The 26901-nt window shown below is 55.8% G+C and carries 26 protein-coding genes and 6 tRNA genes; 22 read left to right on the forward strand and 10 right to left on the reverse strand.

The window, feature by feature from the left end:
• Positions 1-99: 99 nt before the first annotated feature.
• Entirely contained in the window at positions 100-972 is an 873-nt protein-coding gene (locus tag FAZ30_RS10290; protein ID WP_124642735.1) for an alpha/beta fold hydrolase, read from the reverse strand.
• A gap of 203 nt (positions 973-1175) precedes the next feature.
• Here FAZ30_RS10290 and FAZ30_RS10295 point away from each other — a divergent pair, with 203 nt between their 5' ends.
• On the forward strand, positions 1176-2048 hold the full coding sequence (locus FAZ30_RS10295; protein ID WP_137009370.1) for an AraC family transcriptional regulator: 873 nt from the start codon (positions 1176-1178) through the stop codon (positions 2046-2048).
• 13 nt (positions 2049-2061) lie between these two features.
• Positions 2062-2547, forward strand: a complete 486-nt coding sequence (locus tag FAZ30_RS10300; RefSeq protein WP_124642731.1) for an AraC family transcriptional regulator — start codon at positions 2062-2064, stop codon at positions 2545-2547.
• Positions 2548-2627: 80 nt separating this feature from the next.
• On the opposite strand, the gene guaB is transcribed toward FAZ30_RS10300, so the two are convergent.
• A complete protein-coding gene (gene guaB, locus FAZ30_RS10305) occupies positions 2628-4091 on the reverse strand; it encodes an IMP dehydrogenase (RefSeq protein ID WP_124642729.1) in 1464 nt (487 codons plus the stop codon).
• On the opposite strand from guaB, the gene FAZ30_RS10310 reads away from it, so the two are divergent.
• The 8 genes from FAZ30_RS10310 (at position 4081) to FAZ30_RS10345 (ending at position 7659) form a co-directional block, all read left to right on the forward strand.
• Positions 4081-4659 (forward strand): DUF4124 domain-containing protein, encoded by a 579-nt coding sequence (locus FAZ30_RS10310; RefSeq protein ID WP_137009371.1) that lies wholly within the window; start codon positions 4081-4083, stop codon positions 4657-4659. The two genes, guaB and FAZ30_RS10310, sit on opposite strands and share 11 nt — an antisense overlap.
• Positions 4659-6464, forward strand: coding sequence for an excinuclease ABC subunit UvrC (gene uvrC, locus FAZ30_RS10315; protein WP_124642725.1), 1806 nt, complete (start codon positions 4659-4661; stop codon positions 6462-6464). The genes FAZ30_RS10310 and uvrC overlap by 1 nt, the downstream gene beginning before the upstream one ends.
• Before the next feature lie 24 nt (positions 6465-6488).
• On the forward strand, positions 6489-7070 hold the full coding sequence (gene pgsA, locus FAZ30_RS10320; protein ID WP_124642723.1) for a CDP-diacylglycerol--glycerol-3-phosphate 3-phosphatidyltransferase: 582 nt from the start codon (positions 6489-6491) through the stop codon (positions 7068-7070).
• Positions 7071-7159: 89 nt separating this feature from the next.
• A tRNA-Gly gene (locus tag FAZ30_RS10325) sits at positions 7160-7235 on the forward strand.
• A 28-nt stretch (positions 7236-7263) separates the two neighbouring features.
• A tRNA-Gly gene (locus tag FAZ30_RS10330) sits at positions 7264-7339 on the forward strand.
• Positions 7340-7365: 26 nt separating this feature from the next.
• A tRNA-Gly gene (locus FAZ30_RS10335) sits at positions 7366-7441 on the forward strand.
• Between the two features lie 26 nt (positions 7442-7467).
• A tRNA-Gly gene (locus FAZ30_RS10340) sits at positions 7468-7543 on the forward strand.
• A 42-nt stretch (positions 7544-7585) separates the two neighbouring features.
• Positions 7586-7659 (forward strand) — tRNA-Cys (locus tag FAZ30_RS10345).
• Positions 7660-7954: 295 nt separating this feature from the next.
• Here the strand turns inward: FAZ30_RS10345 and FAZ30_RS10350 are convergent.
• The 3 genes from FAZ30_RS10350 to FAZ30_RS10360 form a co-directional block, all read right to left on the reverse strand.
• Positions 7955-10465, reverse strand: a complete 2511-nt coding sequence (locus FAZ30_RS10350) for a fimbria/pilus outer membrane usher protein (RefSeq protein WP_137009372.1) — start codon at positions 10463-10465, stop codon at positions 7955-7957.
• 45 nt (positions 10466-10510) lie between these two features.
• Positions 10511-11242, reverse strand: a complete 732-nt coding sequence (locus FAZ30_RS10355; RefSeq protein WP_137009373.1) for a fimbrial biogenesis chaperone — start codon at positions 11240-11242, stop codon at positions 10511-10513.
• Positions 11243-11336: 94 nt separating this feature from the next.
• Positions 11337-11891: a fimbrial protein gene (locus FAZ30_RS10360; RefSeq protein WP_124642717.1), complete on the reverse strand. Its 555-nt coding sequence runs from the start codon at positions 11889-11891 to the stop codon at positions 11337-11339.
• A gap of 383 nt (positions 11892-12274) precedes the next feature.
• On the opposite strand from FAZ30_RS10360, the gene FAZ30_RS10365 reads away from it, so the two are divergent.
• A complete protein-coding gene (locus tag FAZ30_RS10365) occupies positions 12275-13282 on the forward strand; it encodes a nucleoid-associated protein (RefSeq protein WP_137009374.1) in 1008 nt (335 codons plus the stop codon).
• 70 nt (positions 13283-13352) lie between these two features.
• On the opposite strand, the gene FAZ30_RS10370 is transcribed toward FAZ30_RS10365, so the two are convergent.
• Positions 13353-14549, reverse strand: coding sequence for an amino acid aminotransferase (locus FAZ30_RS10370; RefSeq protein WP_124642714.1), 1197 nt, complete (start codon positions 14547-14549; stop codon positions 13353-13355).
• A 208-nt stretch (positions 14550-14757) separates the two neighbouring features.
• On the opposite strand from FAZ30_RS10370, the gene FAZ30_RS10375 reads away from it, so the two are divergent.
• The 3 genes from FAZ30_RS10375 (at position 14758) to FAZ30_RS10385 (ending at position 16702) form a co-directional block, all read left to right on the forward strand.
• Positions 14758-14842: transfer RNA gene (locus FAZ30_RS10375), tRNA-Leu, on the forward strand.
• Between the two features lie 212 nt (positions 14843-15054).
• Positions 15055-15474 carry a ProQ/FINO family protein gene (locus FAZ30_RS10380; protein WP_124642712.1) on the forward strand — a complete coding sequence of 140 codons (420 nt, stop codon included), beginning with the start codon at positions 15055-15057 and terminating at the stop codon, positions 15472-15474.
• A gap of 91 nt (positions 15475-15565) precedes the next feature.
• Positions 15566-16702, forward strand: a complete 1137-nt coding sequence (locus FAZ30_RS10385) for a glycerate kinase (protein ID WP_124642710.1) — start codon at positions 15566-15568, stop codon at positions 16700-16702.
• Between the two features lie 15 nt (positions 16703-16717).
• Here FAZ30_RS10385 and FAZ30_RS10390 read toward each other — a convergent pair whose 3' ends face one another.
• Positions 16718-17587, reverse strand: coding sequence for an ion transporter (locus tag FAZ30_RS10390; protein WP_124642708.1), 870 nt, complete (start codon positions 17585-17587; stop codon positions 16718-16720).
• 120 nt (positions 17588-17707) lie between these two features.
• Here FAZ30_RS10390 and cysK point away from each other — a divergent pair, with 120 nt between their 5' ends.
• From cysK to FAZ30_RS10415, 5 genes are all read left to right on the forward strand, one after another.
• Positions 17708-18640, forward strand: coding sequence for a cysteine synthase A (gene cysK / locus FAZ30_RS10395; RefSeq protein WP_137009375.1), 933 nt, complete (start codon positions 17708-17710; stop codon positions 18638-18640).
• Between the two features lie 145 nt (positions 18641-18785).
• Positions 18786-19259: a hypothetical protein gene (locus FAZ30_RS10400; RefSeq protein ID WP_124642705.1), complete on the forward strand. Its 474-nt coding sequence runs from the start codon at positions 18786-18788 to the stop codon at positions 19257-19259.
• A 7-nt stretch (positions 19260-19266) separates the two neighbouring features.
• Positions 19267-19677 (forward strand): YchJ family protein, encoded by a 411-nt coding sequence (locus tag FAZ30_RS10405; protein WP_137009376.1) that lies wholly within the window; start codon positions 19267-19269, stop codon positions 19675-19677.
• 97 nt (positions 19678-19774) lie between these two features.
• Positions 19775-20806 (forward strand): histone deacetylase family protein, encoded by a 1032-nt coding sequence (locus FAZ30_RS10410; RefSeq protein ID WP_137009377.1) that lies wholly within the window; start codon positions 19775-19777, stop codon positions 20804-20806.
• Positions 20807-21023: 217 nt separating this feature from the next.
• On the forward strand, positions 21024-21332 hold the full coding sequence (locus FAZ30_RS10415; RefSeq protein WP_124642699.1) for a hypothetical protein: 309 nt from the start codon (positions 21024-21026) through the stop codon (positions 21330-21332).
• A gap of 380 nt (positions 21333-21712) precedes the next feature.
• Here the strand turns inward: FAZ30_RS10415 and dcd are convergent, their stop codons facing one another.
• Positions 21713-22282: a dCTP deaminase gene (gene dcd, locus FAZ30_RS10420; RefSeq protein WP_124642697.1), complete on the reverse strand. Its 570-nt coding sequence runs from the start codon at positions 22280-22282 to the stop codon at positions 21713-21715.
• Positions 22283-22504: 222 nt separating this feature from the next.
• Between dcd and FAZ30_RS10425 the strand changes: the two genes are divergently transcribed.
• The 3 genes from FAZ30_RS10425 (at position 22505) to FAZ30_RS10435 (ending at position 25567) form a co-directional block, all read left to right on the forward strand.
• Positions 22505-22735, forward strand: a complete 231-nt coding sequence (locus tag FAZ30_RS10425) for a FeoA family protein (RefSeq protein WP_124642695.1) — start codon at positions 22505-22507, stop codon at positions 22733-22735.
• Positions 22732-24501, forward strand: coding sequence for a ferrous iron transport protein B (gene feoB, locus FAZ30_RS10430; protein WP_124642693.1), 1770 nt, complete (start codon positions 22732-22734; stop codon positions 24499-24501). Before FAZ30_RS10425 ends, feoB begins: the two co-directional genes overlap by 4 nt.
• Positions 24502-24628: 127 nt before the next feature.
• The gene (locus tag FAZ30_RS10435) at positions 24629-25567 is read left to right on the forward strand and encodes a dihydroorotate oxidase (RefSeq protein ID WP_124642691.1); all 939 of its coding nucleotides are present in this window, start codon (positions 24629-24631) and stop codon (positions 25565-25567) included.
• Between the two features lie 56 nt (positions 25568-25623).
• Here the strand turns inward: FAZ30_RS10435 and FAZ30_RS10440 are convergent, their stop codons facing one another.
• Positions 25624-26403, reverse strand: a complete 780-nt coding sequence (locus FAZ30_RS10440; RefSeq protein ID WP_124642690.1) for a DODA-type extradiol aromatic ring-opening family dioxygenase — start codon at positions 26401-26403, stop codon at positions 25624-25626.
• A 136-nt stretch (positions 26404-26539) separates the two neighbouring features.
• Positions 26540-26698, reverse strand: a complete 159-nt coding sequence (locus tag FAZ30_RS20395) for a hypothetical protein (RefSeq protein ID WP_158613560.1) — start codon at positions 26696-26698, stop codon at positions 26540-26542.
• Positions 26699-26901 lie beyond the last annotated feature (203 nt).

Here is a 26901-nt window from a genome sequence, read left to right on the forward strand (position 1 = left end):
CTTCCTGCCAAGCGTTAGGCCATCTTATAGGCTATCCGCTAAATTTTGACCGCACGCAAACGCGTATGGACCAGGTCTTCAATCGGGCCTGGTTTCAGCTTAAATCAGGAAAGGCTGAATCACCTCTGCCAGCGCTGTCGGTTGCTCCCACTGGATCATGTGGCCGGCGTTGGCAATCACGTTTTCCTGCAGCCGGGCAAAGCAGGCACGCCGCTCCGGCAGGGTGTCCAGCACACCTTTGGCCATGGGATGGTCCCACATATCGCCGCCCATGACCCATTGCACCGGCGCGCTGATGCGCTGCCAACAGCACTTGGCTTCTTCCAGCCGGTACAGCACCGGGTTGACCATCTTGTGGCGTGGATCAGCACGGTAGACCAGCTGGCCGTCATCCTGCTCACGCGTCAGCATGGAGGCCAGCCAGTGCGCCCGCGATGCATCCAGGCGCGGGTTGCGTTCAATCAGCTTGCTGGCAACAGCTTCCAGCTGGCCCAGTGGGTTGAATGCGGGAGCGTCACGCCGCTCGCGCAACCAGCGGGCATAGCGGCCGGGTGCTTCGGCCGGACGGGTGGCATTCAAGCCAAAGCCTTCCACCAGCGACAGGCGTTCGATGCGTTCCGGGCGTACACCGGCATAGATGCCGGCAATCATCGCCCCCATGCTGTGTCCCAGTAGCCGGACCGGCTGGCCGGGGGAGAGATGCTGCAGCAGGGCATCCAGATCGGCCAGGTAGTCGGGAAAGTAATAGCTGCCGCTATTCCAGTCGCTGTCGCCAAAGCCGCGCCAGTCAGGCGCTACGACATGCCAGTGCCCGGGCAGGGCATCGATGAGGAACTGGAAAGTGGCCGAGCTATCCATCCAGCCATGCAGCATGATCAGCAAGGGGGCCGCAGGCTCACCCCAGTGGCGCAGATGGTAACGGTGCTGGTTCAGGCTGATGAATTGGCTACGGCTGGGTTGAACAAGGGGCATGGCGAGCTAATCGTCTGGGTTGGGCAGGGGCTTAGTGTACGGAAAAAGCAGGGCGTACTCACCATCAACGGTAGACGAAGGGCGCTGCCGCCTGCATGACAGGGGAGGGGCTGCAGGAGACATTCGGGCGGAATGTGCATCGTGCTGGCGAGGCAGGCTAGAATCGCAAAATCGATCAATGCATCTCACCTAGACTGTCCGTCATGAGCAAACCCTATCGCCAGCACGGCCCCGGTACCCTGTATTCGCAACGCTTGATGCGCGCACTGGATTATCTGTGGCGGCATCTGGATCAGCCTGTCTCGCTGGAGCGGCTGGCCGAGGAGGCCTGCTTCTCGCCCTACCACTTTCATCGCTTGTTTCATGCGCTGATGGGCGAGACGCTAAGCCAGAGCCGGCAGCGCATGCTGTTGCACCGTGCTGCTGGCGAACTGGCTGCGGGCCGGCGAGCACTTCCGGTGATTGCCAGCCGCGCCGGTTATGGCAGCAGTGCCGCTTTTGTGCGGGCCTTTGGCAAGCACTACGGCGAGACGCCCGGGCGTTATCGCCAGCGCCGTTTGCTCATTTCCGCCACTTCACAGGAGCGTGTCATGCACAGCGTCAGCATCATCTTGTTACCCGCCATGCCAGTATTGCAGCGGCATCATCGGGGGCCGTATATGGGGATAGGGCAGGCTTTCGATGCCCTGCATGCCTTGGTGGGGCCCATGCCGGCTGGAGGTGAACCCTTGCAGGTGTTCGGCCAGTATCTGGATGATCCGGATGAGGTGGCAGCGGCCGATTTGCGTTCCATCGCCAGTGTCAGCCTGCCTGCCGGATTCAGCCTGAGTGATGCAGCGCTGGCGGCCCAGGGATTTTCCCATGGTGAAATCCCGGCCAGCCGTTATGCTTGCCTGGAGCATGTGGGCCCGTATGCCGAGCTGAAAACGGCATGGGATCAGTTGTATCGCCACTGGTTGCCGCAAAGCGGCGAGGAGCCCGCCGACCTGCCTTGCCTCGAGCAGTATCTGAACTCCCCTTACAATACGCCGCCCACTCAGCTGCGCAGCCGTCTGCTGCTGGCCTTGCAAGATTAAACCGGAGCCCGCCATGTATCAGGTAGAAATCATCCATTACCAACAGCCGCTGCCGGTGCTGATGAAACCGCATCTGGGGCCTTATTCTGGCATTGCTGCTGCTTTTGCCGCCTTGCGCACGCTGTTGCAGCAGCATGCGGCTGGCCCGCAAACCTTGCGGGCATTCGGTCAATATCTGGATGACCCGGCCACCGTTGCACCGCAGACGCTGCGTGCGGCGGCTTGCCTCACGCCGCCACCGGTTTTGCGCTTGTCAGAGGAAGAGCTGGGTGCAATGGGATTTGTCCATGGAGAGCTGGCGGCAGGGCGCTATGCCAGCATTGTGCATCAGGGGCCTTATCAGGGACTGGCAGAGGGCTGGAACTGGCTGCTGCAAGAGTGGCTGCCCGCCAGTGGTGAGCAGTTTGGCCTGCGGCCCCTGTTGGACGAGGCACTGAATGCGCCATTCAACACGCCGCCAGCGCTGTTGCGCACGCGCTTGCTACTGCCGCTGGCCTGAGCGTTGGCCACAAAAAAGCCCGTGTCTTGCGACGCGGGCTTTTGATCGTCAAGCGGTCGAGGACCGGCTTTGACTGAGGATTAACGCGAAACGTGGTAGTTCGGCGCTTCCTTGGTGATTTGCACATCATGCACATGCGATTCCTGCATGCCGGCGGAGGTGATTTCCACGAAGCCAGCCTTTTCATGCATTTCATCGATGTTGGCGCAGCCCAGGTAACCCATGGAGGAGCGCAGGCCGCCCATCAACTGATGGATGACGGCAGCGATCGGGCCCTTGTACGGTACGCGACCTTCAATGCCTTCCGGCACGAACTTGTCGGCAGCGTTGGAGCTGTCCTGGAAGTAGCGGTCAGCTGAACCCTGGCTCATCGCACCCAGCGAGCCCATACCACGGTAGGACTTGTAGGAACGGCCCTGATACAGCTCGACTTCGCCCGGTGCTTCTTCGGTACCGGCGAACATGCCACCCAGCATCACGCAGTTGCCACCGGCGGCCAGCGCCTTGGAAATGTCACCGGAGAAGCGGATGCCGCCGTCGGCGATCATCGGCACGCCAGTGCCTTTCAGTTCTTCGGAAACATTATGGATGGCGGTCAGTTGCGGAACACCTACGCCAGCCACGATACGGGTGGTGCAGATGGAGCCGGGGCCAATGCCCACTTTCACGCCATCGGCACCGGCTTCAACCAGTGCACGCGCGGCAGCGGCGGTGGCGATGTTGCCGCCAATCACGTCCACCTGCGGGTAGGTCTGCTTGACCCAGCGTACGCGGTCGATCACGCCCTGGCTGTGGCCGTGAGCCGTATCCACCACGATCACGTCCACGCCGGCAGCCACCAGCGCGGCAACGCGCTGTTCGGTATCGCCACCGGTGCCAACTGCAGCACCCACACGCAGACGACCCTGATTGTCCTTGTTGGCGCTCGGGTGTTCGCTGGTCTTGATGATGTCCTTGACGGTGATCAGACCCTTCAGCTCCCACTGGTCGTTGATGACCAGCACACGCTCCAGGCGGTGGGTATGCATCAGCTCGCGGGCTTCGTCGATGCTGGCACCTTCCTTGACGGTAATCAGGCGCTCACGCGGCGTCATGATCGAGCCGACAGTCTGTTCCAGACGGGTTTCGAAACGCAGGTCACGGTTGGTGACGATACCCACAACCTTGCCGTTTTCGATCACCGGCAGGCCGGAAATCTTGTGTTGGCGGGTCAGCAGCACCAGATCGCGCACCAGCATGTCAGGTGCGATGGTGATCGGGTCTTTGACCACGCCGCTTTCGTGGCGTTTTACCTTGGACACTTCCGCAGCCTGTTTGTCGGCCGACATATTCTTGTGAATGATGCCAATACCACCTTCCTGCGCCATGGCAATGGCCAGCCCGGATTCGGTAACCGTATCCATGGCAGCAGAAACCAGCGGCAGGTTCAGCGTGATATTGCGGGAGAGTTTGGTAGAGAGGACTACGTCGCGCGGCAGAACTTCAGAATGGGCCGGGACGAGGAGAACGTCGTCGAAAGTATAGGCTTTCTCGATGATACGCATCTGGCGTTTCCTTTGCGGCAAAGCGGCATTATACCGAGACTATAGAAGTGTTGCAAAAAATGCTGTCGCTTGTTTTTGCGATCAGCGTGCCGACACCGTACAATCAGCGTGTTTCAGCTTAGGACACCAAAGAATGAAAACCCGCGCGATTCTGAGTGTGCTTGTTGCATTTTTGCTATCGGCCCCGGCCATGGCCGAGGTCTACCAGTATGTCGATGCCAACGGCAAAACCGTGTTTTCCGATCAGCCGCCGCCGGGAGCCAGGGCCAAGCAGCTGAATGTACGGGCATCGGCAGCCGCGTCTGCGCCAGTCAAAGCCTCCAAGACGACCGCACTGAGCGATGTTGAAAAGAAAAACGCCGAGATTGATGCTGAAAACGCCAAGGTAAAAGAGCAGAACAAAAAAACAGCGCAGGAAAATTGCAAGAACGCACGCAATAACCTGGCTGCGCTGCAGCAAGGCGGCCGGGTCAAGATGCCGGGTAGTAATGCCCTGGCAACGGACAGCCAGCGCAGCGAATTATTGCAAGCAGCCCAGCAAAATGTAGCCAGCTGGTGTAACAAGTAGTGTCTGCCAGCGTATTCGATTACAAGTCGGTACTGGCCAGCCTTCCGAATTTGCCCGGCGTCTATCGCATGTTCGATACGTCGGGCAATGTGCTTTATGTGGGCAAGGCCATCGATCTGAAAAAGCGGGTCAGTTCCTACTTCCAGAAAAGCGATCTGTCACCGCGCATCCAGTTGATGGTGCGGCAGATCGCCAACATCGAAACCACGGTGACCCGTTCGGAAGCCGAAGCGCTGATTCTGGAAAACAACCTGATCAAGGCGCTGGCCCCCAAGTACAACATCCTGTTTCGGGATGACAAGTCCTATCCCTACCTGATGCTGACCGGCCATGACTACCCGCAAATGGCTTATTACCGTGGCGAGCTGAAAAAGCCACATCAGTACTTTGGTCCTTATCCCAATGGCTATGCGGTGCGGGAAAGCATACAGATCCTGCAAAAAGTATTCCGCTTGCGTACCTGTGAAGATGCGGTCTTCGCCAATCGCTCCCGCCCCTGTCTGCTCTACCAGATCAAGCGCTGCTCTGGCCCCTGTGTCGAACATGTTTCGGCCGAGGATTACCGCAGCGATGTGCAAAGTGCAGTGGCTTTTCTGCAAGGCAGGCAAAGCGAACTGATCGACACCCTGACTGCCCGCATGGAGCAGGCTGCCGAGCAGCTGGAGTTCGAACAGGCGGCAGAGTTGCGCGATCAGGTACAGGCGCTGAGCCGGGTGCAGGAAAAACAGTTTGTCTCCAGCAACTCCAGCCAGCTCGATTGCGATGTGGTGGCCGTGGCGGCGGAGGGCGGGCTGGTGTGCATCAATCTGGTGATGATTCGTGGCGGCCGTCACCTGGGGGACAAGAGTTTCTTCCCGCAGGGCGCGCAAGAGGAAGATGCCGGGGCCAACCTGGATGCCTTCCTCGCCCAGCACTATCTGGGCGCGCCCATGCCGCCGGTCATCATCTTCAATGGCGACGTGTCAGCGGCGCTGTGCCAAACGCTGGAAGAACAATCCGAACGCAAAGTACATCTGGTCAGCAATCCCATCAGCGAGCGCCGTGTATGGCTGGAAATGGCCGAGAAAAATGCCATGCTGACCATTCAGCAGCGCCACAGCAGCAAGGCCACCCAGCAGCATCGCGTGGCACAGCTTAACGAAGCGCTTGGGCTGGAGGGGGTAGAGCGGCTGGAATGCTTCGATATCAGCCACACCATGGGCGAAGCCACGGTGGCTTCCTGTGTGGTGTATGACAAGGAAAGCATGCAGCCCAGTCAGTATCGCCGTTTCAATATTGAAACCGCCAAGGCCGGTGACGACTATGCCGCCATGCGCGAAGTCCTGACGCGGCGTTACAGCAAGCTGGCGGCAGGCGAGGGCCTGTTGCCTGATGCCGTGCTGATTGATGGTGGCAAGGGCCAGGTCGGGGTTGCTGTAGAAGTATTTGCCGAACTGGGGCTGACCCTGCCCATCATCGGGGTGGCCAAAGGGGAAGAACGCAAACCCGGTCTGGAAACGCTCATCCTCCCTTATCAGCAAAAGACGCTACAATTGCGCAGTGATCATCCTGCCTTGCATCTGATCCAGACCATACGCGATGAAGCACACCGCTTTGCCATCACCGGCCATCGTGCCCGCCGTGCCAAGGCCCGGACCGCCTCCACGCTGGAGGATATTCCGGGGATTGGCGCCAAGCGTCGTCAGCAACTGCTGCTGAGGTTTGGCGGCTTGCGTGGTGTGGTGGCGGCCAGTGTGGATGAACTGGCGCTGGTGGATGGTATCAGCCGTACGCTGGCAGAAAAGATTTACCACGCGCTGCATTGAACAAAACATAACCAGATAATCCAGATGCCCTTCAATTTGCCGATCTTCCTTACCTGGCTCAGAGTCGCCCTGATACCGCTCTGCGTTGCCGTGTTTTTCCTGCCGGATACCGTGCTGCATGCCAGTGACCGCAATAATGTAGGGGCCATGATCTTTTTCCTCGCGGCCTGGACCGACTGGCTGGACGGGTTCCTGGCGCGCAAGCTGGGCCAAACCTCTGCCTTTGGTGCCTTTCTGGATCCGGTCGCCGACAAGCTAATCGTTGCTGCCGCGCTGATCCTGCTGGTCGAGATGGGGCGCACCCCCGGCTGGATGGCCATGATCATCATCGGTCGTGAAATCACCATCTCTGCCTTGCGTGAGTGGATGGCGGGGATGGGCAGCCGTGGCAGCGTGGCAGTGGCCTATATCGGCAAGCTGAAAACTGCGGCGCAGATGCTGGCTATTCTGCTATTGCTGTATGCCGGTCCGCTGTTGCCGGGGCTAGACAGCCTGCTGCTTGGAAATATTTTCATGGTGATCGCAGTAATTTTGACTTTGTGGTCAATGGTTTATTATCTGCGCATGGCTGCACGCGAGTTTTCCGGTAAAAAAATTGATGTGTGAAGTGTTGACAGGGTCCGAGAAACCCTTATAATTCGCACTCTCTCGACGCCACTTCGGTGGCAGACAAGAGAAGCAAAAGTAGTGTGAGTGCGGGAATAGCTCAGTTGGTAGAGCGCAACCTTGCCAAGGTTGAGGTCGCGAGTTCGAGCCTCGTTTCCCGCTCCAGCATCACTTTTGCCGCTGTAAATGCGACGCGGGAATAGCTCAGTTGGTAGAGCGCAACCTTGCCAAGGTTGAGGTCGCGAGTTCGAGCCTCGTTTCCCGCTCCACTACAGTTCAAGCAGTACCATGCGACGCGGGAATAGCTCAGTTGGTAGAGCGCAACCTTGCCAAGGTTGAGGTCGCGAGTTCGAGCCTCGTTTCCCGCTCCATTACAGTTCAAGCAGTACCATGCGACGCGGGAATAGCTCAGTTGGTAGAGCGCAACCTTGCCAAGGTTGAGGTCGCGAGTTCGAGCCTCGTTTCCCGCTCCACAATTCATCAGGCAGATATAACGCTGTCTGAATACAAGCTACGGCGCGGTAGCAAAGCGGTTATGCACCGGATTGCAAATCCGTGTAGGTCGGTTCGACTCCGGCCCGCGCCTCCAAATAAATCCTTGTAAATCAAGGTTGTAAACGCCCAGCTTAGTCTGGGCGTTTTCTATTTATCTTCCTGAAACGCATTCCGATATGACTTTATTGCCAGCGTAAATAGATCATACTGTGATTGCCCTGGTTTTCACCTATGCAGAAAAATAGCCCAACAGAGATTTAGTCCGTTGGGCTGTTTAGGCAAGCTTGGCCATCATCTTTACTTCTACACAAACCTGCAGTCAGTCTTGATATTTTTGTGCAGACCGTGGAGTAGGTGGTAGGAATATCTACCTACTGTACGACAATCCTTTATTTCCCAGTATTCAGTACAGTGCATTCGACTATTTTTATTTCATCTTTCTTTTGTTTTTCTATGTCGTAAGCAAGGTTACATGTTCTGTTTTCTGAGTATTTAACTACTAACTGACCAGAGCTATATTTCACTCGGGCAAATAGTTTGCCTGCCTGGCCAATTTCACCAACGGTATTTCCATCCTTGTCATATACACTGGCACCAAATGGTAGCGGCTGCCCATTGGAAAAACTGGTTTTGAAAAGTAATGGTATTCCTTTTTTTGTTTTGAATTTTGCCAATACCACAGAGCCACTACGTGGAACGACTTCGGTACTGGTATAGTCAAGCTCGACCCCGTCGCTCATGCTGCCAGTTTCCAGGAGTACGCTATTAATTCGATATGAAGACAATGATGGTAATAGAGCATATCCATCAGGGTTGATTTTAACGCCAATGCTAGGAGCGACTTGTGCTCCTTCAGCATCTTTGGCTTGAATAATAGCGGTGCTATCTCCAAGTGGCTGACCAAATAGAACAGTTCCTGCTGCGCCTACGACTGAGCCGGTCAATCCCAGTGACATTTGACTGGAGTTGTTACTGCTGCTAGCGCTGGCGCTGAGAATTCCATTACTTCCCTGATAGTTCAAGTTTCCAGCAATATTATTGTTTTCATTTTGCTGATTTTTATTATTGATAATGTTAACGCCGTAGCTGAGTTTCCTTTCCTCTCCAAGCGTTCCGTTCATATTCAGTTGGCTACTATTATTACCATTTGAGTCATGCTGAAAAGACGTACTGAATGTTTTTCCTTTGTCCAGATTGAAGTTTACAGTGAACATAATAGTATCAATGTTTTTTCCGTTAAAGTCAGTTTGTCTTCCGGCATTTAATCCTATATTTCCCCAGCGATATCCTTGTCTTATCCCCGCCTGGAATTGGCTGTTACTGCGCTGTGCCGCCCAGTAGCTTTGTGTCGAGCCACTGATGTAAGCCGAACTATTCGTACCAAATGTTTGATTGATGTTTATTTCTGCACGGCTACGTACGCGTGCATAGCCATCAATGAAACCTTGTGAGTTACTATAGTTCTCAATCTTATCTCGCGCATTTAATGCATCTTGTATATTTAAATAACCGGAAGTAGAGTAGCGATAAGCGGCTAATGTAACATTTGTTCCTGTATTGTAGAATAATTTGTTAAAACTGATGCGATAGGATTGACCAGTTAATGATTGGCTACCTAGTTGTGTATTTGATGTAGTCATGTCAAGACCGATTGCACCGGCACTTGTATTGAATACACTTCCTAATTGCAATGCTGTATAGCCATCACTAGCAGTCAGGCCGCTATTCATGGTTAACAGATTGGATAGGCCTCGCTGGTAAGTCAATTGCCCTAGCCATGGCTGGTTGTTGGTCAATTGGCGTACTTTGCCTAAGCTGAAACTGTAACGATCAGATCCTTCTCGCAAGGAGCGTGGTACTGCTGAAAATGGAACAGAAAATGTCGAACTCCGGCCATCCGCTTCGGTAACGGTTACTTGCAAGTCGCCATTATAGCTTGAAGGTGCAATGTCTTTTATTTCAAATGCACCTGGTGCAACAGTTGTTTCTGCAATAATATAGCCATTTTGTTTTATCGTTACTTTTGCATTGCTATTGGCAATACCACGTACGACAGGGGCATAGCCTGTGTCATTGATCGGTTTCATTCGCTCATCACTAACCAAGCGCATCCCGCGTAATGAAACGGAATCAAACAGGTCACCATCGGTAAAATTATCCCCAATAATCAGCTGGGATTTTAACGAGTCGATATCACGTTTTAGATAACTTTCAATGGGAGTGATGGATCTTCCGGATGTATTGTTCCAGCTGGCTGATGTGGTGTTGCGGAATTGCCAGCTGCCAATATTTACGCCTGATTTTGCTAGCAAATAGGCATTTTGTGCTGTATCTCCACTATTTTTTGCATAGTAGAAATTGCTGTTGTAATCCAATAGAAATGCAGGTAAGCCACTTTCCCATCTTTCGGGTGGTACATAGCCTTGTAACTGCTGTGACATATCTATTTGTGGAGCGCTAATGTTTAGTTGCAGATCATTGCTGTTGAATTCGTAGAAGGCATTTTTTATACGGTCAGCAATATCCACACATTCGTCGTCACCAGGTTCTGCTGCGATAGGTAGGCTTTCTGGTTTGACGCCAAATTCTAAAAGAAGCTCACGAGGCACGCAGGGTATTGCAGTATTTTTGCTGGATTTTTTGATGACTGTTAAGTCACGCCGGCCCTTTACAATTCCATTGATGCTCAAGTCAATACTATATGTACCATCGGGTAAGGTGTTTGAAGTGCCATATTTGCTAAAATCAAGGTTTTTTAACGACTCACCCCATAGCATACTTTTGTCAAAAGCCGGCGCTTGAGTGTTATCCTCGGCCTGAACTGATCGACTCATTGTTGCTAGTATGGCAGCGATAAGAAGGTAAGTTGGATTTCTATTGAATGGAGTGGTCGTGTTCACGTTGATTGCTCTGTAGTATGCATTTTATAATTAATGCATATTGTTTTATTCCCCGGTATTTGCAGTAAAGCTGCTTTGGCCACCGTAGTCATTGATAATGCTGAAATTAATACCTTGTTTTAATTCTGACTTGGAAGATTTTAGCTCATATTCTGTATCGCTATTCGGTGCCAGCATGGAGTTTTGGGGGGCTAGCTCTACGGTGCTATTTATATATTTTGTTTTAATATTTATTACGCTGAATGTAATATAGTAGGGGCTATTATTTTTAATAATGGCAACCCATTTTCCATTTTTCTTTTCAACTTGCCAATTGAGCTTTTCGGTGGCATTTTCTGGTTTTATTGTTAGGTTATTTGGTCGAAAGAAGAATTTTATTCTGGTGCGTAAACCGATTCGTAGTTGATTTGGTGCATCGATGTTTTGGGGGATTTCCAATACATTTACCCAGAAAAGTGACTCCTTCTCTTCTGGTAATTTTTTCTCTGCAGTGTAACGCACGCGGATATTTTGACTTTTTTCAGGTGAAATAACTGAAATAGGGGGGGTGAGGATGAATGGTGCTGTAGTATTGTCTGGCGTATCTTTCGGATTGCCTTCATCGACCCAGCTTTGTACTAGCGATGCTTTTTTACCATTATTATTTATTGTGAAAGTAATTTCTCGCTTGTCTGCAGGGTAGATGATGCGGGTGCCATTGATAGAAGTATCGGCACTAGCTGGTGCTAGCCAGCCAGTAATGGAAATGAAGGTGCAATAAGTAATGAATTTTTTCATATGGTCCTCCCCGAGGTATTTTAATTTAAACAAGGAGGCCTTTATCAGCCTCCTTGTCTGTGTTACTAAATCTAGTTAGTTACTACTGATATTATTATTGGTATTGAATGGTGTAGTTGACCTTGCCGGCTACAGGACCTGCACCTGCGGCACCGGTGGCGTAGTATTTAGCTTGATAATTCAATGTAGCCGAGCCGCTGGTGATTGGGTAGGCAGTACCACTGCTGCCAATTGCGCCACTGCCGGCACCAATCGCAATAGGACTAGTGGAGGTCAGGTTGTAGAGCGCGATTTCCACATTTGATGCACCACCGGCAGCAGAATTGATCAGACGGCCAGCAGCATTAACATCGCCACTGTTTTCGAACCAGGCCGCGGCTTGAGTCGGGGCAGGGGAGCCGCCGGTACAACCGGTCAAGTTGATGGCAAATTGCGTGGTGCCTGCGGTGGCACCAGATGTTGCCAAGCTGCTTTTCGCTACGGTCGGCAGCGTAACGGTGCCGGTCGTGGTGCCACCAGCGGCGCTGATGGTGCAAGTAACCGCAGATACGGTACCGGTGAAATTGATGGTGCCATCAGCGGCTTGAGCTTGGGTGGCAATGCCTGCGAGCAGCAAGGTGGCGGATGCGGTGGTGAGCAGTTTTTTCATGGCTTAAGTCCTTGATGAAGGTGTGTTAACAACAAGCAGTGATTGCTTAGATGGCACTATCAACGATCGCGGACGCTAAGTAATTGAGAGCAATCTTTTTTGAAGCTAGGAAAATTCCTAAGGATTGGGTGTGGTAATCCACTTGATGCAATTTCTAATTAATGAAACGCATTGAGTTGTGCCATGTTTATTAATGAGGTGTCTTGAAGCTAGCTTTGGCGCTTGAGGCTGCTGTGTTGGTCGTTGGTCGGTGGGGCCGATCACGCAGGGATGATGAGGCTGTGGGTCCGGAATTATGCGGTTTGGGTGTGGGGTAAGCGTATTGCGATTGTCAGCCCGTTGCGGCGCGGCAATAATCTGGTTTTAGATGTCAAAGGCTGCGTATGTTGATTGGTGAATCGCGTGTTGAACGCTTGGTGGTGCATCGGGTAGGCAATCAGGCCAGAGGCGAAGGCTTGCAACTGTCTGAGCGGGCCTGTGATGTCGATGACGGCGTTTCTTCGCTCATTTTGAGTGGCTACTTAAGAGGTGTGGTTTCTGACAAGAAAAAGCACCAGTTTTTTCATGAGTCCGATCTCAATCTGAACGAGATCTACCACTACACGCGGCAATTTTTCCGTGATGAACTGGACTTCCTCACGCTGTCACAGCGTATTGCCAAGCATCTGTATGCGCGTTCACAGCATCCGAATATCAGTGCCGGCGATTTGTTTGTCATTCTGTTTGCTGGTTTGTCTGATGGTGAGCGTGAGCTGCGTGCTTTGGGGGTGTTCAAGTCGGAAGTGCGTGATGACTTTCTGTCGGTGATCGAGGCTGGTGAAGTATTTGATATTCGCCATGCTTCCGGGATCAATCCGCGCTTGATCGACAAGGGAGCATTGATTCTGGAGAGCAGCCCGCTGGTGTATGCCGTGGACCGGGGTGGGCAGCAAGCCAAGTTCTGGCTGGATGATTTTCTCAAAGCCATGCGGGTGCCGGATGCCAATAGCAGTAGCCGTATGGTGGCCAGCGTGGTCGAGCAGCTATCGGAAGAGATCGCCGACCCGCTTGAGCAGGCCCGCTTCAAGGATGAGTTCCTGGCGGTATGTGGTGCGGAAGAGGAGATGTCTACTGGACAGGTCAGCTCCATCGCTGAAAAATTTGTTGGCAAGGAGCAGGTGAGCCAGGCCTTTGACAGCGCGGCCGAGACATATGGCTTTGCGTTGGATGAGGAGGCACGGCTGCCTGCGCAGAACATGGCCAAGCGATTGGAAAAGTCGCTATCGAAATATGGTATTGGTCATGGCATCAGCGTGCTGTTGCCTACAGGCATTACCCTGAAAAATATCCAGTCAGTGAATGATGGAGAGGGTGAGTTAAGCCTGACCTTGAAACTGCACAAGCGCGACTGAGTCGTGCTGTTGTGACAAAAAAAGCCCGTCAGTGATGACGGGCTTTTTACTTGGCGTGGTAAAGACAATCTCAGTCTTCCAGCACGCTGGCCATGGCTTGTGCGACATAGTCCACGTTGCGGCTGTTCAGGCCAGCTACGCACATGCGACCGGAGCGCACCAGATAGACGGCAAATTCATCACGCAGGCGATCCACCTGCGCCGGGCTGAGTCCGGTATAGCTGAACATGCCTTGCTGGGAGGTGAAGTAGCTGAAGTCGCGGCCAGGCAAGCGGGCGCTGAGCACGGCAAACAATTGCTGGCGCATGGCCTTGATGCGGACTCGCATCTGCGTCACTTCGGTTTCCCATTGGGCAAATAGTGCCGGATCGTTCATGACGGCGGCGGTAATCTGGCCACCGTGGGTGGGTGGGCTGGAGTAGTTGCGACGCACGGTGGCTTTCATCTGCCCCAGTACGCGCTCCGCTTCTTCCTTGCTTTGGCAGATGATGGACAGGCCACCACAGCGTTCACCATAGAAGGAAAGATTCTTGGAAAAGGAATTGCTGACAAAGAAACTGATTCCGGCATTGGCCAGTGCACGGATGGCGTACGCATCTTCATCCAGCCCCTGGCCAAAGCCCTGATAGGCGATATCGAGGAAAGGCAGCAGATTGCCGTCCTTCAACACGGGAATCAGTGCATCCCACTGTGCAGTGCTCAGGTCGACACCGGTCGGGTTGTGGCAGCAGGGGTGTAGCAGAACCACGCTGCGCGCCGGCAATTGCTTGAGGGTGGCCAGCATCTCATCGAACAGGAGGCCACCGCTGTGGGCATCATAGTAAGGGTAGTCATGTACCTGGATGCCGGCGCCTTCAAAGATGGCGCGGTGGTTATCCCAGCTGGGATTGCTGATCCAGGCTTCGCTCTGCGGGAAATAGCGCTTGATGAAGTCCGCCCCCACTTTCAGCGCACCAGAGCCGCCTATGGTCTGGATGGTGGCAATGCGCTGTTGCTGCACGGCAGGGTGTACTGCACCAAACAACAGCTTTTGTACGGCGCTGCGATAGTTGGCTGCGCCTTCCATCGGCAGGTAGGGGCGTGGCGAGGGCGCGGCTGCGCGTGCGGCTTCCGCTTGCTGCACGGAATTTAGCAGCGGGATGCGACCTTCTTCGTCATAGTACAGGCCGATGCCCAGGTTTACTTTCTGGCTACGGGTGTCGGCATGGAAGGTTTCCACCAGGGTCAGGATGGGGTCGCCGGGGTAGGCTTCGACATGTTCGAACATGAGACGGCAATTCCTTGGAAGCGATCATGATAAGTAGTCGGCAGCGGCCAGTCGAAAGACAGGGCGGCAGCGATGCACAAGTCATGCATCTTCGCGCAAAGCAGTCGACAGCAGCAAGTCATGTACGGCTTGCTGCCGCAGGATAGGGCAAATTGCGTGTGCAAAGGGTGACTCTGCGGCCGAGTGCTGGCATAATCCGCCACTCGGTGCGCCCATGGCGAAATTGGTAGACGCAAGGGACTTAAAATCCCTCGACTTCGGTTGTGCCGGTTCGACCCCGGCTGGGCGCACCAACACCGTTACACTGTTCGAGCCACATGGCTAGCAGACCAGTTGGTATACGCCGGCTTTTGCTGGCATGCGCTGGTAAGCTGCATTACCATACAGGGCGCAGCAGCGTCATGCAGATGACGATATGCTGTGCTAGCGACGGGTTGTACACCGTCACCCCGTCTGGCAGGCTTGCCTGTCATTGAAAAGCATCACTGGATCTAGATAGAAGTTCATGAAGCCAAATACCGAAACGGCACTGGGTGCTGCTCTCAAGTCCGCAGTGCAGAGTCTGTCGAAGAAAAAACAGACTGAAATGATTGCGGAACATGTTTACAGCAAGTTCGAAGTGTTTCGTCAGTTCCGTCCGCTGGCTCTGGGCATCCATGAGAGCCTGATTGCTGCCCTGCCGCAATTTGAGCCCACGCTGATTTCCCGTGTGGTGGCCAATCACTGCCGCAAGCCGCGCTATGTCAAATCCCTGGCGCGCGGCGGCAAGCGCTTCGACCTGGCGGGCAAGCCCACCGGTGAAGTGACTGCTGAAGAGAAAAAGGCTGCCCAACTGATGTCGGCACCCAAAGCAGCAGTCGAAGCCAGCGCTGTGCCAGAAGCCAGTGCAGCTCCGCTTACGCCGGAAGGCCAGTCTGCAGAATAAGCGTTAACTCGCCCCCGTTACCAACCCCTCCTTGCCTTGGCAAGGAGGGGTTTTGCATTTATGTTGTCCGTTTTCGGCTGGAGGATGACCTATGCGTTGGCTACTTGCACCGGATTCCTATAAAGGCTCGCTGGATGCTGCTGCGGTGGCAGAGGCGATGCAGCGTGGCATTGAACGTGCCGACCCGCAGGCGGAATGTATGCGGCGGCCGATGGCTGATGGCGGCGAGGGGACGCTGGATGCCTTGCATGCCGCTGTTGGCGGCCAGTGGCTGCAGTTTCCTGTTTGCAATGCCACGGGTGAAACCATCATGGCGCCTTGCCTGCTGTTGCCAGATGGAACCGCCGTATTGGAGGTGGCGCGCATCATCGGTTTGCCTGAAGCCGGGGACAGCCCGGTGGCACAGCGCAGCAGCCGTGGTGTTGGTCAGATGCTGGCTGCCTTGTTGCAGTCGGGGCAGCGGCGTATCGCGGTGGCCTTGGGTGGTTCCAGTACCAATGATGGCGGGGCTGGCTGTCTGGCCGCCCTCGGTCTGCAGTTGCTGAATGCTCAGGGGCAGCAATTGGTCGGCGCGCTACAGGATTTGCCGCAGCTGTTTACGCTTGATGCCGATGGCTTGCTGGACGCCTTTGCCGGTGTCGAGCTGGAAATCTGGTCTGACGTGGATAATCCGCTGAGTGGCCCACGCGGTGCAACGGCGGTATTTGGTCCACAAAAGGGGGTGGCTGCGGTGGATATCGCCCGTATCGATGGTGAGATCACCCACTTTGCACAACTGCTGGATGCCCGTTTGCAGCAAGATACCCGGCACTTGCCCGGTAGTGGTGCTGCCGGTGGACTGGGCTATGCCATGCTGTTGCTGGGCGGGCGCATGCAATCGGGAGCCCAGGCCGTGGCGCGCCACCTCCGCCTGGAAGCAGCACTGCAGACGGTTGACTGGGTGCTGACCGGGGAAGGACGCAGCGACAGTCAAACGCTGGCGGGCAAGGCACCAGCCTGCGTGGCTGCGCTGGCGCGTGCGGCTGGTGTGCCAGTCAGCTTGTTGTCCGGTGCGGTCATCGTGGATGAGGAGGGCGCCTTGGCGGCCAGTTTTGATGGTTGCTTTTCCCTCTGTAACCGGCCAATGCCGCTGGATAGCGCGATGCAGGAAGCCCCGCAACGCCTTGCCCAGTTGGCCGAGCAACTGGCGCGCACCATTCTGGCGGCCCAGGGTAGTCGTCTGCCTTGAGCCGGTTTGTGGCTGCTAGCTGACCTCGCCCTTGGCTGGCCTGGGCAGCGTGCCACCGCAATGCTTGCAAAAGCGCGCATCCCAATCATGACCTTCACTGAAACAGTGGGGGCAGAGGCGGGTAGCCGACTGATCATCAGCTGGCGTTGCGGAGGCGCCACGGGCTATTTCTGCCGTCACGATGCCGGTGGGCACGGCGATGATGCCATAGCCGGTAATCATCACCAGGCTGGCCAAGCCCTGGCCGAGCGCGGTTTTGGGGGTGATGTCGCCAAAGCCGACCGTGGTGAGGGTGACAATGGCCCAATAGATGCCAACCGGAATGCTGGTAAAGCCATTGGCCTCGCCTTCGATGACATACATCAGCGTCCCCAGAATGATCACCAGCAGCACCACTGTGCCGAGAAAAACGATGATCTTGCGGCGGCTCGCCAGCATGGCTCGTTTCAGTTCACGTGCCTCGCCCATATAGCGGGTGAGCTTGAGGATACGGAACATCCGTAGCAGTCGCAGCACGCGGATATCGGCGAGGAAACGGCTTTCCGGGATGAACAGGCCAAGGTAGAGCGGCAGGATGGACAGGAGGTCGACCACGCCGAAAAAGCTGCGGGCGTAACGCAAGGGTTTGTGGATGCAGGCCAGGCGCAGCAGGTATTCGACTGTGAAAAGGATGGTGAACAGCCAGTCCAATACTTTTAGCTGAGTGCCCCATTGCTGGCGAATACTGGCCACGCTCTCCAGAATCACGGTGAGTAGCGACAGCACGATGCAGACAATCAGTGCGAGATCGAACAGCCGGCCAGTGCGTGTGTCCGCCTCGAATATGATGATGTACAGCTTGCGGCGCCAGCCGCTCAAGGGAATCAGCTCTTCCTGGGTCGGCATGATGAATGTGGGATCTGTTGGTTCATTGAATAGAAGTAAACACTATTAGAGTTTTTTTGCCGCTCATATATTATAAGCGTTATTAAATCTTGCATTAATGTTGCCCGGGAGAATAAGACGATGCGTATCGCCAATACCGTAACCGACCTGATCGGCAATACCCCTCTGGTCAAACTGAACCGTGTTACCGATGGCTGCGTCGCCACCGTGGTAGCCAAGCTGGAGTTTTTCAATCCGGCACACAGCGTCAAGGACCGTATCGCGGTGGCCATGATCGATGCTGCCGAGCAGGCTGGCAAGATAGGGCCGCAGACCACCATCGTCGAACCGACTTCCGGCAATACCGGCATTGGCCTGGCCATGGTCTGCGCAGCTCGTGGCTACAAGCTGGTGATCACCATGCCGGAAACCATGAGCCGTGAACGCCGCCAACTGCTGAAAGCCTACGGTGCCGAGCTGATCCTGACCCCGGGGCCGGATGGCATGGGTGGTGCCATCGCCAAGGCACGTCAGCTGGTCGAAGAAAACCCGGACAGCTGGTTTATGCCGCAGCAGTTCGAAAACGCAGCCAACCCGGAAGTTCACCGCAACACCACGGCGGAAGAAATCTGGCGCGATACGGATGGCCAGGTCGATATCTTTGTGGCCGGTGTCGGTACTGGTGGCACCATTACTGGTGTCGGTGAAGTATTGAAAGCCCGCAAGCCCGGTGTTCAGATTGTCGCTGTGGAGCCGGATGCTTCGCCGGTGCTGTCCGGTGGGCCAAAGGGTCCGCACCCCATCCAGGGTATTGGTGCCGGTTTTGTCCCCCCCATCCTGAATACCGAGGTCTACGACGAAATCATTCGCGTGAAGAATGATGATGCCTTTACCACGGCTCGGGCCGTGGCGACCCAGGAAGGGGTGCTGGTTGGTATCTCGTCCGGGGCAGCCGTCTGGTCGGCCATTCAGCTGGCCAAGCGTCCGGAAAACGCCGGCAAGCTGATCGTGGTGGTCATTCCTTCTTTTGGCGAACGTTACTTGTCGACACCGCTGTTCGAACATCTGGCCTGATCGCTTCTGGCCACCCGCCCAAACCGGTATCGCCGGCCGCGCAGCTTCTGCCCGGCCGGTTTTGTCGTCTGTGTGCCTGCTGGCAGCGAACTGCGTGACCGCGTATTTTGTCCAATCTGCCCCCACATCCGCTACACTACCGCCCATGCATTCCACCCTCAAAGTGCTTAGCCGGGTAGCCGGCCTGTCGCTGCTGTTGTCTGCCTGCAGCTTGCTGCAACAGCCAGCCGCTCCGCAAACCGGGACACGCCCGGTTCATCCTCCGCAGGCCCAGCCTGTGCCGGACAGCAAGGTAGACGCGCTGTTGAAGGAAGCCAACCGCCTGGCCGGCAAGGTGAAAAGCGGTGAGCTGAATCGTGTGGCGGCGGCTGATCAGCTCAACATCTATCGCCTGCGCCTGATCGGTGCCAACCAGGTCGATGACAATAGCTTTGCCATGTATCGCTATCTGGCCGTGGAGCGCGATGCCGGGCGGCTGACTCAGGAAGAGTCGCAGGCACGGATGGAAATGCGTTTGCGCGAATGGATGCGTCGCTGGCCCAAGCTGCAGCCCAAGCCGCCCGCTCCGGTATTTACCAATTTTCTGTTGAAACTCTATGGATTGCCCGCCCTGGGCTGATAAAGCAATGAGCAAGAAGAAACATTCCAGTGCTTGCCCCTGTGGCCTGACTGCCCCCTTTGCCGACTGTTGTGGCCGCTACATTGATGGCGCACAGCTGGCCCCGACGGCCGAGAGCCTGATGCGCTCCCGCTATGCGGCCTACACCATGAATAATGGTGACTATCTGCTGGCTAGCTGGCACTCCTCCACCCGTCCGGCAGAGCTGGACCTGTCGCGCGAAGAGCGCTTTGTCAAATGGCTGGCACTGGACGTGCTCAGCACCCAGGCAGGCAGTGCCACTGACGATGCTGGTGTGGTGGAGTTTGTCGCCCGCTACAAAGTCAACGGCCGTGCCCAACGGTTGCATGAAGTCAGCCGCTTTCGCAAGGAAGACGGCCGCTGGTTCTATGTGGATGGCGATGCCGAAGAAGGCTGAGCAACCAGTCTTGCGCCCGGGCAAATCATGCTCCGGTCGCTGTTGACCCCACCGCCCCATCGCGCCAGCATGGGGCTTTTTCTTGCCGGATATTCCCATGCTGACCATCTATAGCGACAAACACCGTTTGCAGCACGGCAAGGCCGAGCTGATCGATGGCACCCTCAAGCCTTGTTTCGAAAATCCCTCACGTGCCGACATGGTGTTGCAGGAAGTCAGGTCACGTGGCCTGGGCCCGGTAATCGAGCCGCTGGCACATGGGCTGGAGCCGGTGCTGCGGGTGCACGATGCCGGCTATGTCGAATTTCTGCAAACGGCCTGGCAACGCTGGTCCGCCATGGGGCGTGACTACGACGCCTTGCCCAAGATGTGGCAGATCCGCCGTCTGCGCGCAGCCATCCCCCAGCATGTGGAAGGCCAGCTTTGTTATTACTCGATGGACTGTGGTACCCCGCTGACTGCCGGCACCTGGCCGGCCATCACTGCTGCGGCTGATGTGGCACTGACTGCCATCGATCAGCTGGCAGCTGGCCAGCGTGGGGTGTTCGCCCTCACCCGGCCGCCGGGTCATCATGCGGCTCGCGATTATTGCGGTGGCTATTGCTTCTTCAATAATGCTGCCATTGCGGCACAAAGCCTGCTGGACCGGGGTGCGAAGCGGGTGGCCATCCTGGATGTCGACTATCACCACGGCAATGGCACGCAGGATATTTTCTATCAGCGGGATGATGTGTTGTTCCTGTCGATTCATGGCGACCCGGCTACCGAATACCCCTTCTTTCTCGGCTTTGCCGACGAACATGGTGAAGGTGCCGGTCTGGGTTACAACTACAACTTTCCGTTGCCGGCGGCTTCCAGCGTGGCTTTGTGGTTTGCCGCGCTGGACACCGCGCTGGGTGAAATCCGCCGCTATGCGCCGGATGCACTGGTGGTGTCGCTGGGGGTGGATACCTTCGAGGGCGATCCCATCTCGCGCTTCTCCTTGGCCAGTGCAGACTTTCTGCGACTGGGCGAGCAGATTGGTGGGCTGGGTCTGCCCACTGCATTCTGCATGGAGGGTGGGTATGCGGTGGAGCCTATCGGGCTGAATGCGGTCAATGTGCTGGATGGGTTTTCAATGCGGCAATAGCCAGTGCCGCTTGGGCGCGAGCTACCGTGCCGTCTCCTTTCATTTGCCATGAGGGCATTATTTCCGCAGTCCGGCTGGCTCCCGCATATTGATGGAACAAGCCTGTTTGCGGCGATGGTCGATGAATATTTTGTTTCAAGTCAATATCTTGGCGGTGGCAGCTTGGTTTTTTGACAGCCCGCAGCTAGCGTTAAAGTGTGGGTGAAAGGAGATGGCAATGGGACTAGCTTTGAAAGGCTTGCTGGGCGAGCTGGAAAGCTGCCGCAGCAAAGGCGTGGCCACTAATGCGGTGACACAGATTGATGTGGTCCGTACGCTGGAAATACCACTGGATCTGCATGCTTGCCGCGAGCTGCGGGTATTGGCGCATGTGTTTAGTGGCGACCAGGCCGCACTGGCCGCCATGGTGCTGAAGGCCGCCTTGCTGGATATGCAGGAACATCTGGATGAAGATCTGGACAGGCTGGCGGAAAGTGCCCGGATTTTGCTGGAAGATCCTTGCTATAAGGCAAGCGAGATCATCTAGGCCGGATATAACAACGGGGTCACCGGGGAATGAGGGAATAGCAGGGCCGGCTTTGCCGGCCCTGTTTCTTTGTATCGGCAGTATTTCATGGTGGCCGTGTCATGGCTAAAGTGGCGCACTATTTTCATTGCGTGAAAATTTTTAATAAAAATGCCAATTGAATTTTACGTGGATAAAAAAAGGGACGTAACGGCAAGGGGGAACCGCGACGTCCCAAGAAGAAACCATGTGCTGTATTGAGTTTGCTGCTGAAATCCGGCAAGCCACAGTTCATCCTAGAACAGACAGCAGAAATTGCGCGACAGATTTTCATGCATATGAAATAAAAAAGGACAGCGTGGGCTGTCCTTGTCGTAAGGGCTTGTCGCACAAGGCGACAATCAGGGGCGGGGCAGCGTGACGCCAACCTGGCCCATGTATTTGCCAGCGCGATCAGCATAAGACACATCGCACACTTCATCGGATTCGAAGAACAGCACCTGTGCCACGCCTTCGTTGGCGTAGATCTTGGCTGGCAGCGGGGTGGTATTGGAGAACTCCAGCGTGACATAGCCTTCCCATTCTGGTTCGAAGGGGGTGACATTGACGATGATGCCGCAGCGCGCATAGGTCGATTTACCCAGACACACGGTCAGTACCGAACGCGGGATGCGGAAATATTCCACCGTGCGTGCCAGGGCGAAGCTGTTGGGCGGGATGATGCAGTAGCCCTTGCCAGAGACTTCGACAAAGGAGTCAGGGTCGAAATTTTTCGGGTCGACAATGGTGCTGTTGATATTGGTGAATACCTTGAATTCATCGGCACAGCGGATATCGTAGCCATAGCTGGATGTGCCGAAGGAGATCACCTTTTCGCCGTTGAGATTCTTGATCTGGTTGTATTCAAACGGCTCGATCATGTTGTGATCCTGCGCCATGCGGCGGATCCACTTGTCGGATTTGATACTCATGGTCGGGGGTCCGTTACAGAAATTTAGATGGGTCCGATTCTAAACGGTATGACCCGGCACGGCCATATCTAGTCATGTGTTGCCGGCTTTGGCGAACGACTTGGGTTTGCTGGCAGTTGATGTTGCGCAAACCTTGGCCAGATGACGGGCAACAGCCCTGATGGCTGCAAAGGTCTTTGCGCTTATAATTAATGCAAACTATTCGCGTTATGGGGATGCAAGATGTTGTCACTCGACCAGTTTCCTCTGGGCTGCAAAGGGGTGGTGGACAGCCTGGATTTGTCTGATGAGGCTTTTCGTCGTGTTGCGGCTTTTGGGCTGATTCCCGGCAGCCACTTCAGCCTGACGCGCAGTGCGCCCTTTGGTGGCCCGCTGGTGCTGGAAGTGGGGAGTACCCGCTTTTTGCTGCGTCGCAGCCTGGCCAGTTTGATTCAGGTACGGGTGGCTGAATGAAGCGTTTTGCTCTGCTCGGTCTGCCCAATACAGGTAAGTCCACGGTATTCAACCGCCTGACCGGCATGTCGCAGCGCGTTGGCAACTGGCCCGGACTGACGGTCGAACTGACCAGCGCACGTCTGCTGCTGGGCGGCAAGATGGTGGAATTGGTCGACTTGCCGGGCGTGAATGATCTGACCGGCTATAGCGACGACGAGGCCGTCGTACGTGATGTGTTGATGAGCAGCGCATTTGATGCGGCCATCCTGGTGCTCAATGCCGCCCAGCTGGACCGCCAGCTGCCACTGGCGCTGCAGGTTCTGGCCAGCGGCCTGCCTGCCGTCGTGATGCTGAACATGGCCGATGAAGCCAGGATGCTGGGGATTACGCTTGATCTGGAGCGATTGCGCCAGCGTCTTGGCGTGCCGGTGGTGCTGGTGTCGGCCAAGCGCATGGAGGGCTGGCCCGTGCTGATGGAGGCATTGCATCGTCAGGCGGCCAGTGACGCAGCCGCCAGCCATGCCCAGCTTGACCGCGTACCGGAGACGGAGGATGCCATCATGCAGGCGCGGGCGCTGCTGGATGGTTGCTGGAACTTGCCAGCGGTATTGCCTGAGGGCATGACGGAAAAAGTCGATGGCTGGCTGATGCATTCCTGGCTGGGCTTGCCGCTATTCTTCGCCTGCATGGCCTTGTTGTTCAATCTGACGTATCAGATTGGCACGCCACTGCAAGGGCTGGTTGGCGACGGGCTGGACTGGTTCAAGACTGCAGCGTTACAGCAATGGCTCGCCCCCTTGCCTGCCATTGTGCAAAGCCTGTTGCTGGAGGGCGTCTGGCAAGGGGTATCCACCGTCCTCACTTTTGCGCCCATTCTGTTCGTGTTTTTCATTCTGATGGCGATGGTGGAAGATAGTGGCTACCTGGCGCGTGCGGCCTATCTGACCGATGCCTTCATGGCCAGGCTGGGGCTGGATGGCCGTGGTTTTGTCATGCAGCTGATGGGGTTTGGCTGCAATGTGCCGGCAATCCTGGGTACGCGGGTGATGCGCGAGCGCAAGCAACGCCTGCTCACCATGCTGATCATTCCCTTCTCCCTGTGTTCTGCGCGGCTGCAGGTGGTGGTGTTTTTTGCCGGCATTCTGTTCACTCCGCATCAGGCGCCGTGGGTGTTGCTGCTGCTATACCTGCTGAGTTTTGTGGTCGCCATTTTCACCGCCTGGGTGTTCAAGCATCGTTATCACGGCAATGAAGCGTTCTTGCTGGAGGTGCCGCCTTATCGCCTGCCGGGTTTGCGCCATATGCTGATCCGTGCGGTGGCCGAGGTGCGTGCCTTTCTCGAACTTGCCTCCAGTTTCATCCTGATGGGGGTGGTGCTGGTGTGGCTGGTATCGCATATCCCGGCCGGCGATAACAAGACGCTGGCCGATATGCTGGGTACGGTGATGGCACCGGTACTCGACCCCATCGGTATCAAGCACGAACTGGCAGTGGCCCTGCTGGTGGGCTTTGTTGCCAAGGAGATCCTGCTGGGTGGCCTGGCTGTGATCTATGGCGTGCCGGAAGCCGGATTGGGGGCCGCGTTGCTGCACCATCTGGACTGGGCCTCGGCCATGAGCTTCCTGATCTTTACCCTGGTGTATGTGCCTTGTCTGTCCACGGTGGCGGCGATCCGCCGTGAGTCGAAAAGCCGCGCATTTACCGCGCTATCCGTCGGCTGGTCGGTATTGCTGGCCTGGTTGATTTCCTTTGCCTTCTATCAGGGCGTACAGCTATTGCGCTAGCTGAATGGGCAAGGCCGAGAAACGACCGCTGCGGCGGTCGTTTTGCATGGAGGCTTGACGTGGCGCAGAGCGACAGTGGCGTGGCGGGTGCAGACTGCGTTTTTTGTTTTGTCGGGAAATCCAAGGCATGCATGTAGACCTGTCTGTCTCCTGGCTTGGTCTTGCCATGGCCAATCCTCTGTATAACGCCTCGGGCGTCATGTGCCGCAGCGTGGCGGAGCTGGAGCAAGTGCGCACTTCGGCTGCCGGTGCGGTGATCACCAAAAGCTGTACGCCGCAGCCGCGTATGGGCAATCCGGAGCCGCGTTATTGTGCGACGCCGCTGGGCAGTATCAATTCGATGGGGCTGCCCAACGCGGGCTATCCCTATTACCTTGACTATGCGCGCAGCTATCCCTATGCCGCAGGCAAGCCGCTGTTTCTGTCGCTCTCCGGCATGACGCTGGATGAGAATCTGGACATGCTGCGCGATCTGGCGGCCGCGCAGCTACCCTGTTTGCCGGAAGTCAATCTGTCCTGCCCCAATCTGCCGGGCAAGCCACAGCTAGGCTACGATTTTCAAGCTTGCAGCGAGGCCCTGACGCAAATCACCCGTGTTTACCATGGCCCGTTCGGGGTGAAGTTGCCGCCGTATTTCGATCCGGTGCATTTTGCCCAGATGGCCGCCGTGCTCAATGCCTTCCCTGGCTTGCGCTTTGTCACCTGCATCAACTCCATCGGCAATGGCCTGGTGATCGATGTCGAGCGCGAAAGCGTCGTGATCAAGCCCAAGGACGGGCTGGGTGGCCTGGGCGGCAGCTATGTATTGCCGACGGCGCTGGCCAATGTGCGCGAGTTTTACCGCCTGCTGCCTGGCAAGCATGTGGTTGGCTGTGGGGGTATCAATAGTGGCCGGGAGGCTTTCATGCATATCCTGGCCGGGGCGACAGCGGTGCAGATTGGCACCTGTTTGTACGAAGAAGGCGAGGGGGCGTTTGCCCGCATTCTGGATGAGCTGCGTGTATTGATGGCGCAAAAGAGCTATCAGTGCCTGGATGACTTCCGTGGCAAATTGAAAACCCTGTAAGTAACAAGCAGGGCTTGGATAGCAGCAGGGCCACCTGAGGGTGGCCCTGTTACATTTCAGTCGAAGCGCCAGCAGGCCATCGACAGTGAACCCATGCGCCAGTCATCGTGCAGCTTTTCTGGTGGCGTGTCATCGGATGCCGCCCCCATGGCCACCAGCAGCGGATTGAAGTGCTCGTCGCTGGGGTGATTTTCACGGGCATGCGGTGCCAGCTGCTTCCAGTTGAGGATGTCCTGTACCTGATTGTGGCTTAAGGCAGCGTCCATCCAGCCGGCAAAATCTTCGGCCCAGGATTGCGGCGCACTGCCATCGCGATCGAGCTGCCACAGATTGTGGGTATAGCTGCCAGAGCCAATGATCATCACATTGTCATCGCGCAGCGCGCGCAGCGCGCGGCCCATCTGGTAATAAGTGTCGGCCGTCGCTGCATGCGGCAGCGACACCATGACCAGCGGAATATCTGCTTGCGGATACATCAGCATCAGCGGTGTCCACATGCCGTGGTCCAGAGCGCGCTGATCGGTGCTGCCTACGCGCAAGCCGGATTGGCGCAACAGGTCCATCACCTCTGCGGCCAGGGCCAGATCTGTGCTGGCGGGATAGCGCAGGGTATAGAGAATGGGCGGAAAGCCGCCGAAGTCATATAGCGTCCCCGGCTTCTCTGCCAGATTGACCATGGGCAGTGTGCTTTCCCAATGAGCGGATAGCACCACGATGGCCCGTGGGCGGGCGAGCTGCTGGCCAAGCTGCTGCAGAAAGTCGCGGGTAGGGCTGTGCTCAATGGGGAGCGTCGGGGCTCCGTGAGAAATAAACAGGGCGGGTTGTCGCGTGGTCATGGTGGTATTACCTGCATTGATTGCCATGTGAACAGCTTAACCAGCTTTGCCTGTCAAAAAAACCGTGAATTTCTCATTATATTGTTTACCAATGGTAAATAGTATCGCGGACCTTTGCTGATGTGTATGCCTTGGCCTAAGCCGGGTGGCTGGCGACTGGCTGGCTACCCATGGCGCTGTGTCCTGCTGGCTGCAATATCAAGGCCCAGCCTGCGCAGACGATGGCAAGGCCAACCAGTCGACGTGCCATCAGGCGAAAACGGCTGCGCTGCAATGTGGTGTGCTGTTGTTTCATGTGCTTCTCCCTGTGAATGCTCTTATTTTAATGAGAATAATTCGCAAGTAAAATTAATCTTTTAAAATTACCGATTTGTTTTGGCAATGATCGTTGCTGGCCAAGGTTACGGAAGGGTATGCAGGGGATATGCAGGGGAGGGGAATGTGCTGCAAGCCAACCGGACAGCTTGTGCTGTCCGGTTGGCTTGCTGTGATGACGCT

Origin of the sequence: Aquitalea aquatilis (assembly GCF_005155025.1) — a bacterium.
In the GTDB taxonomy this organism is placed as follows: Bacteria; Pseudomonadota; Gammaproteobacteria; order Burkholderiales; family Chromobacteriaceae; genus Aquitalea; species Aquitalea aquatilis.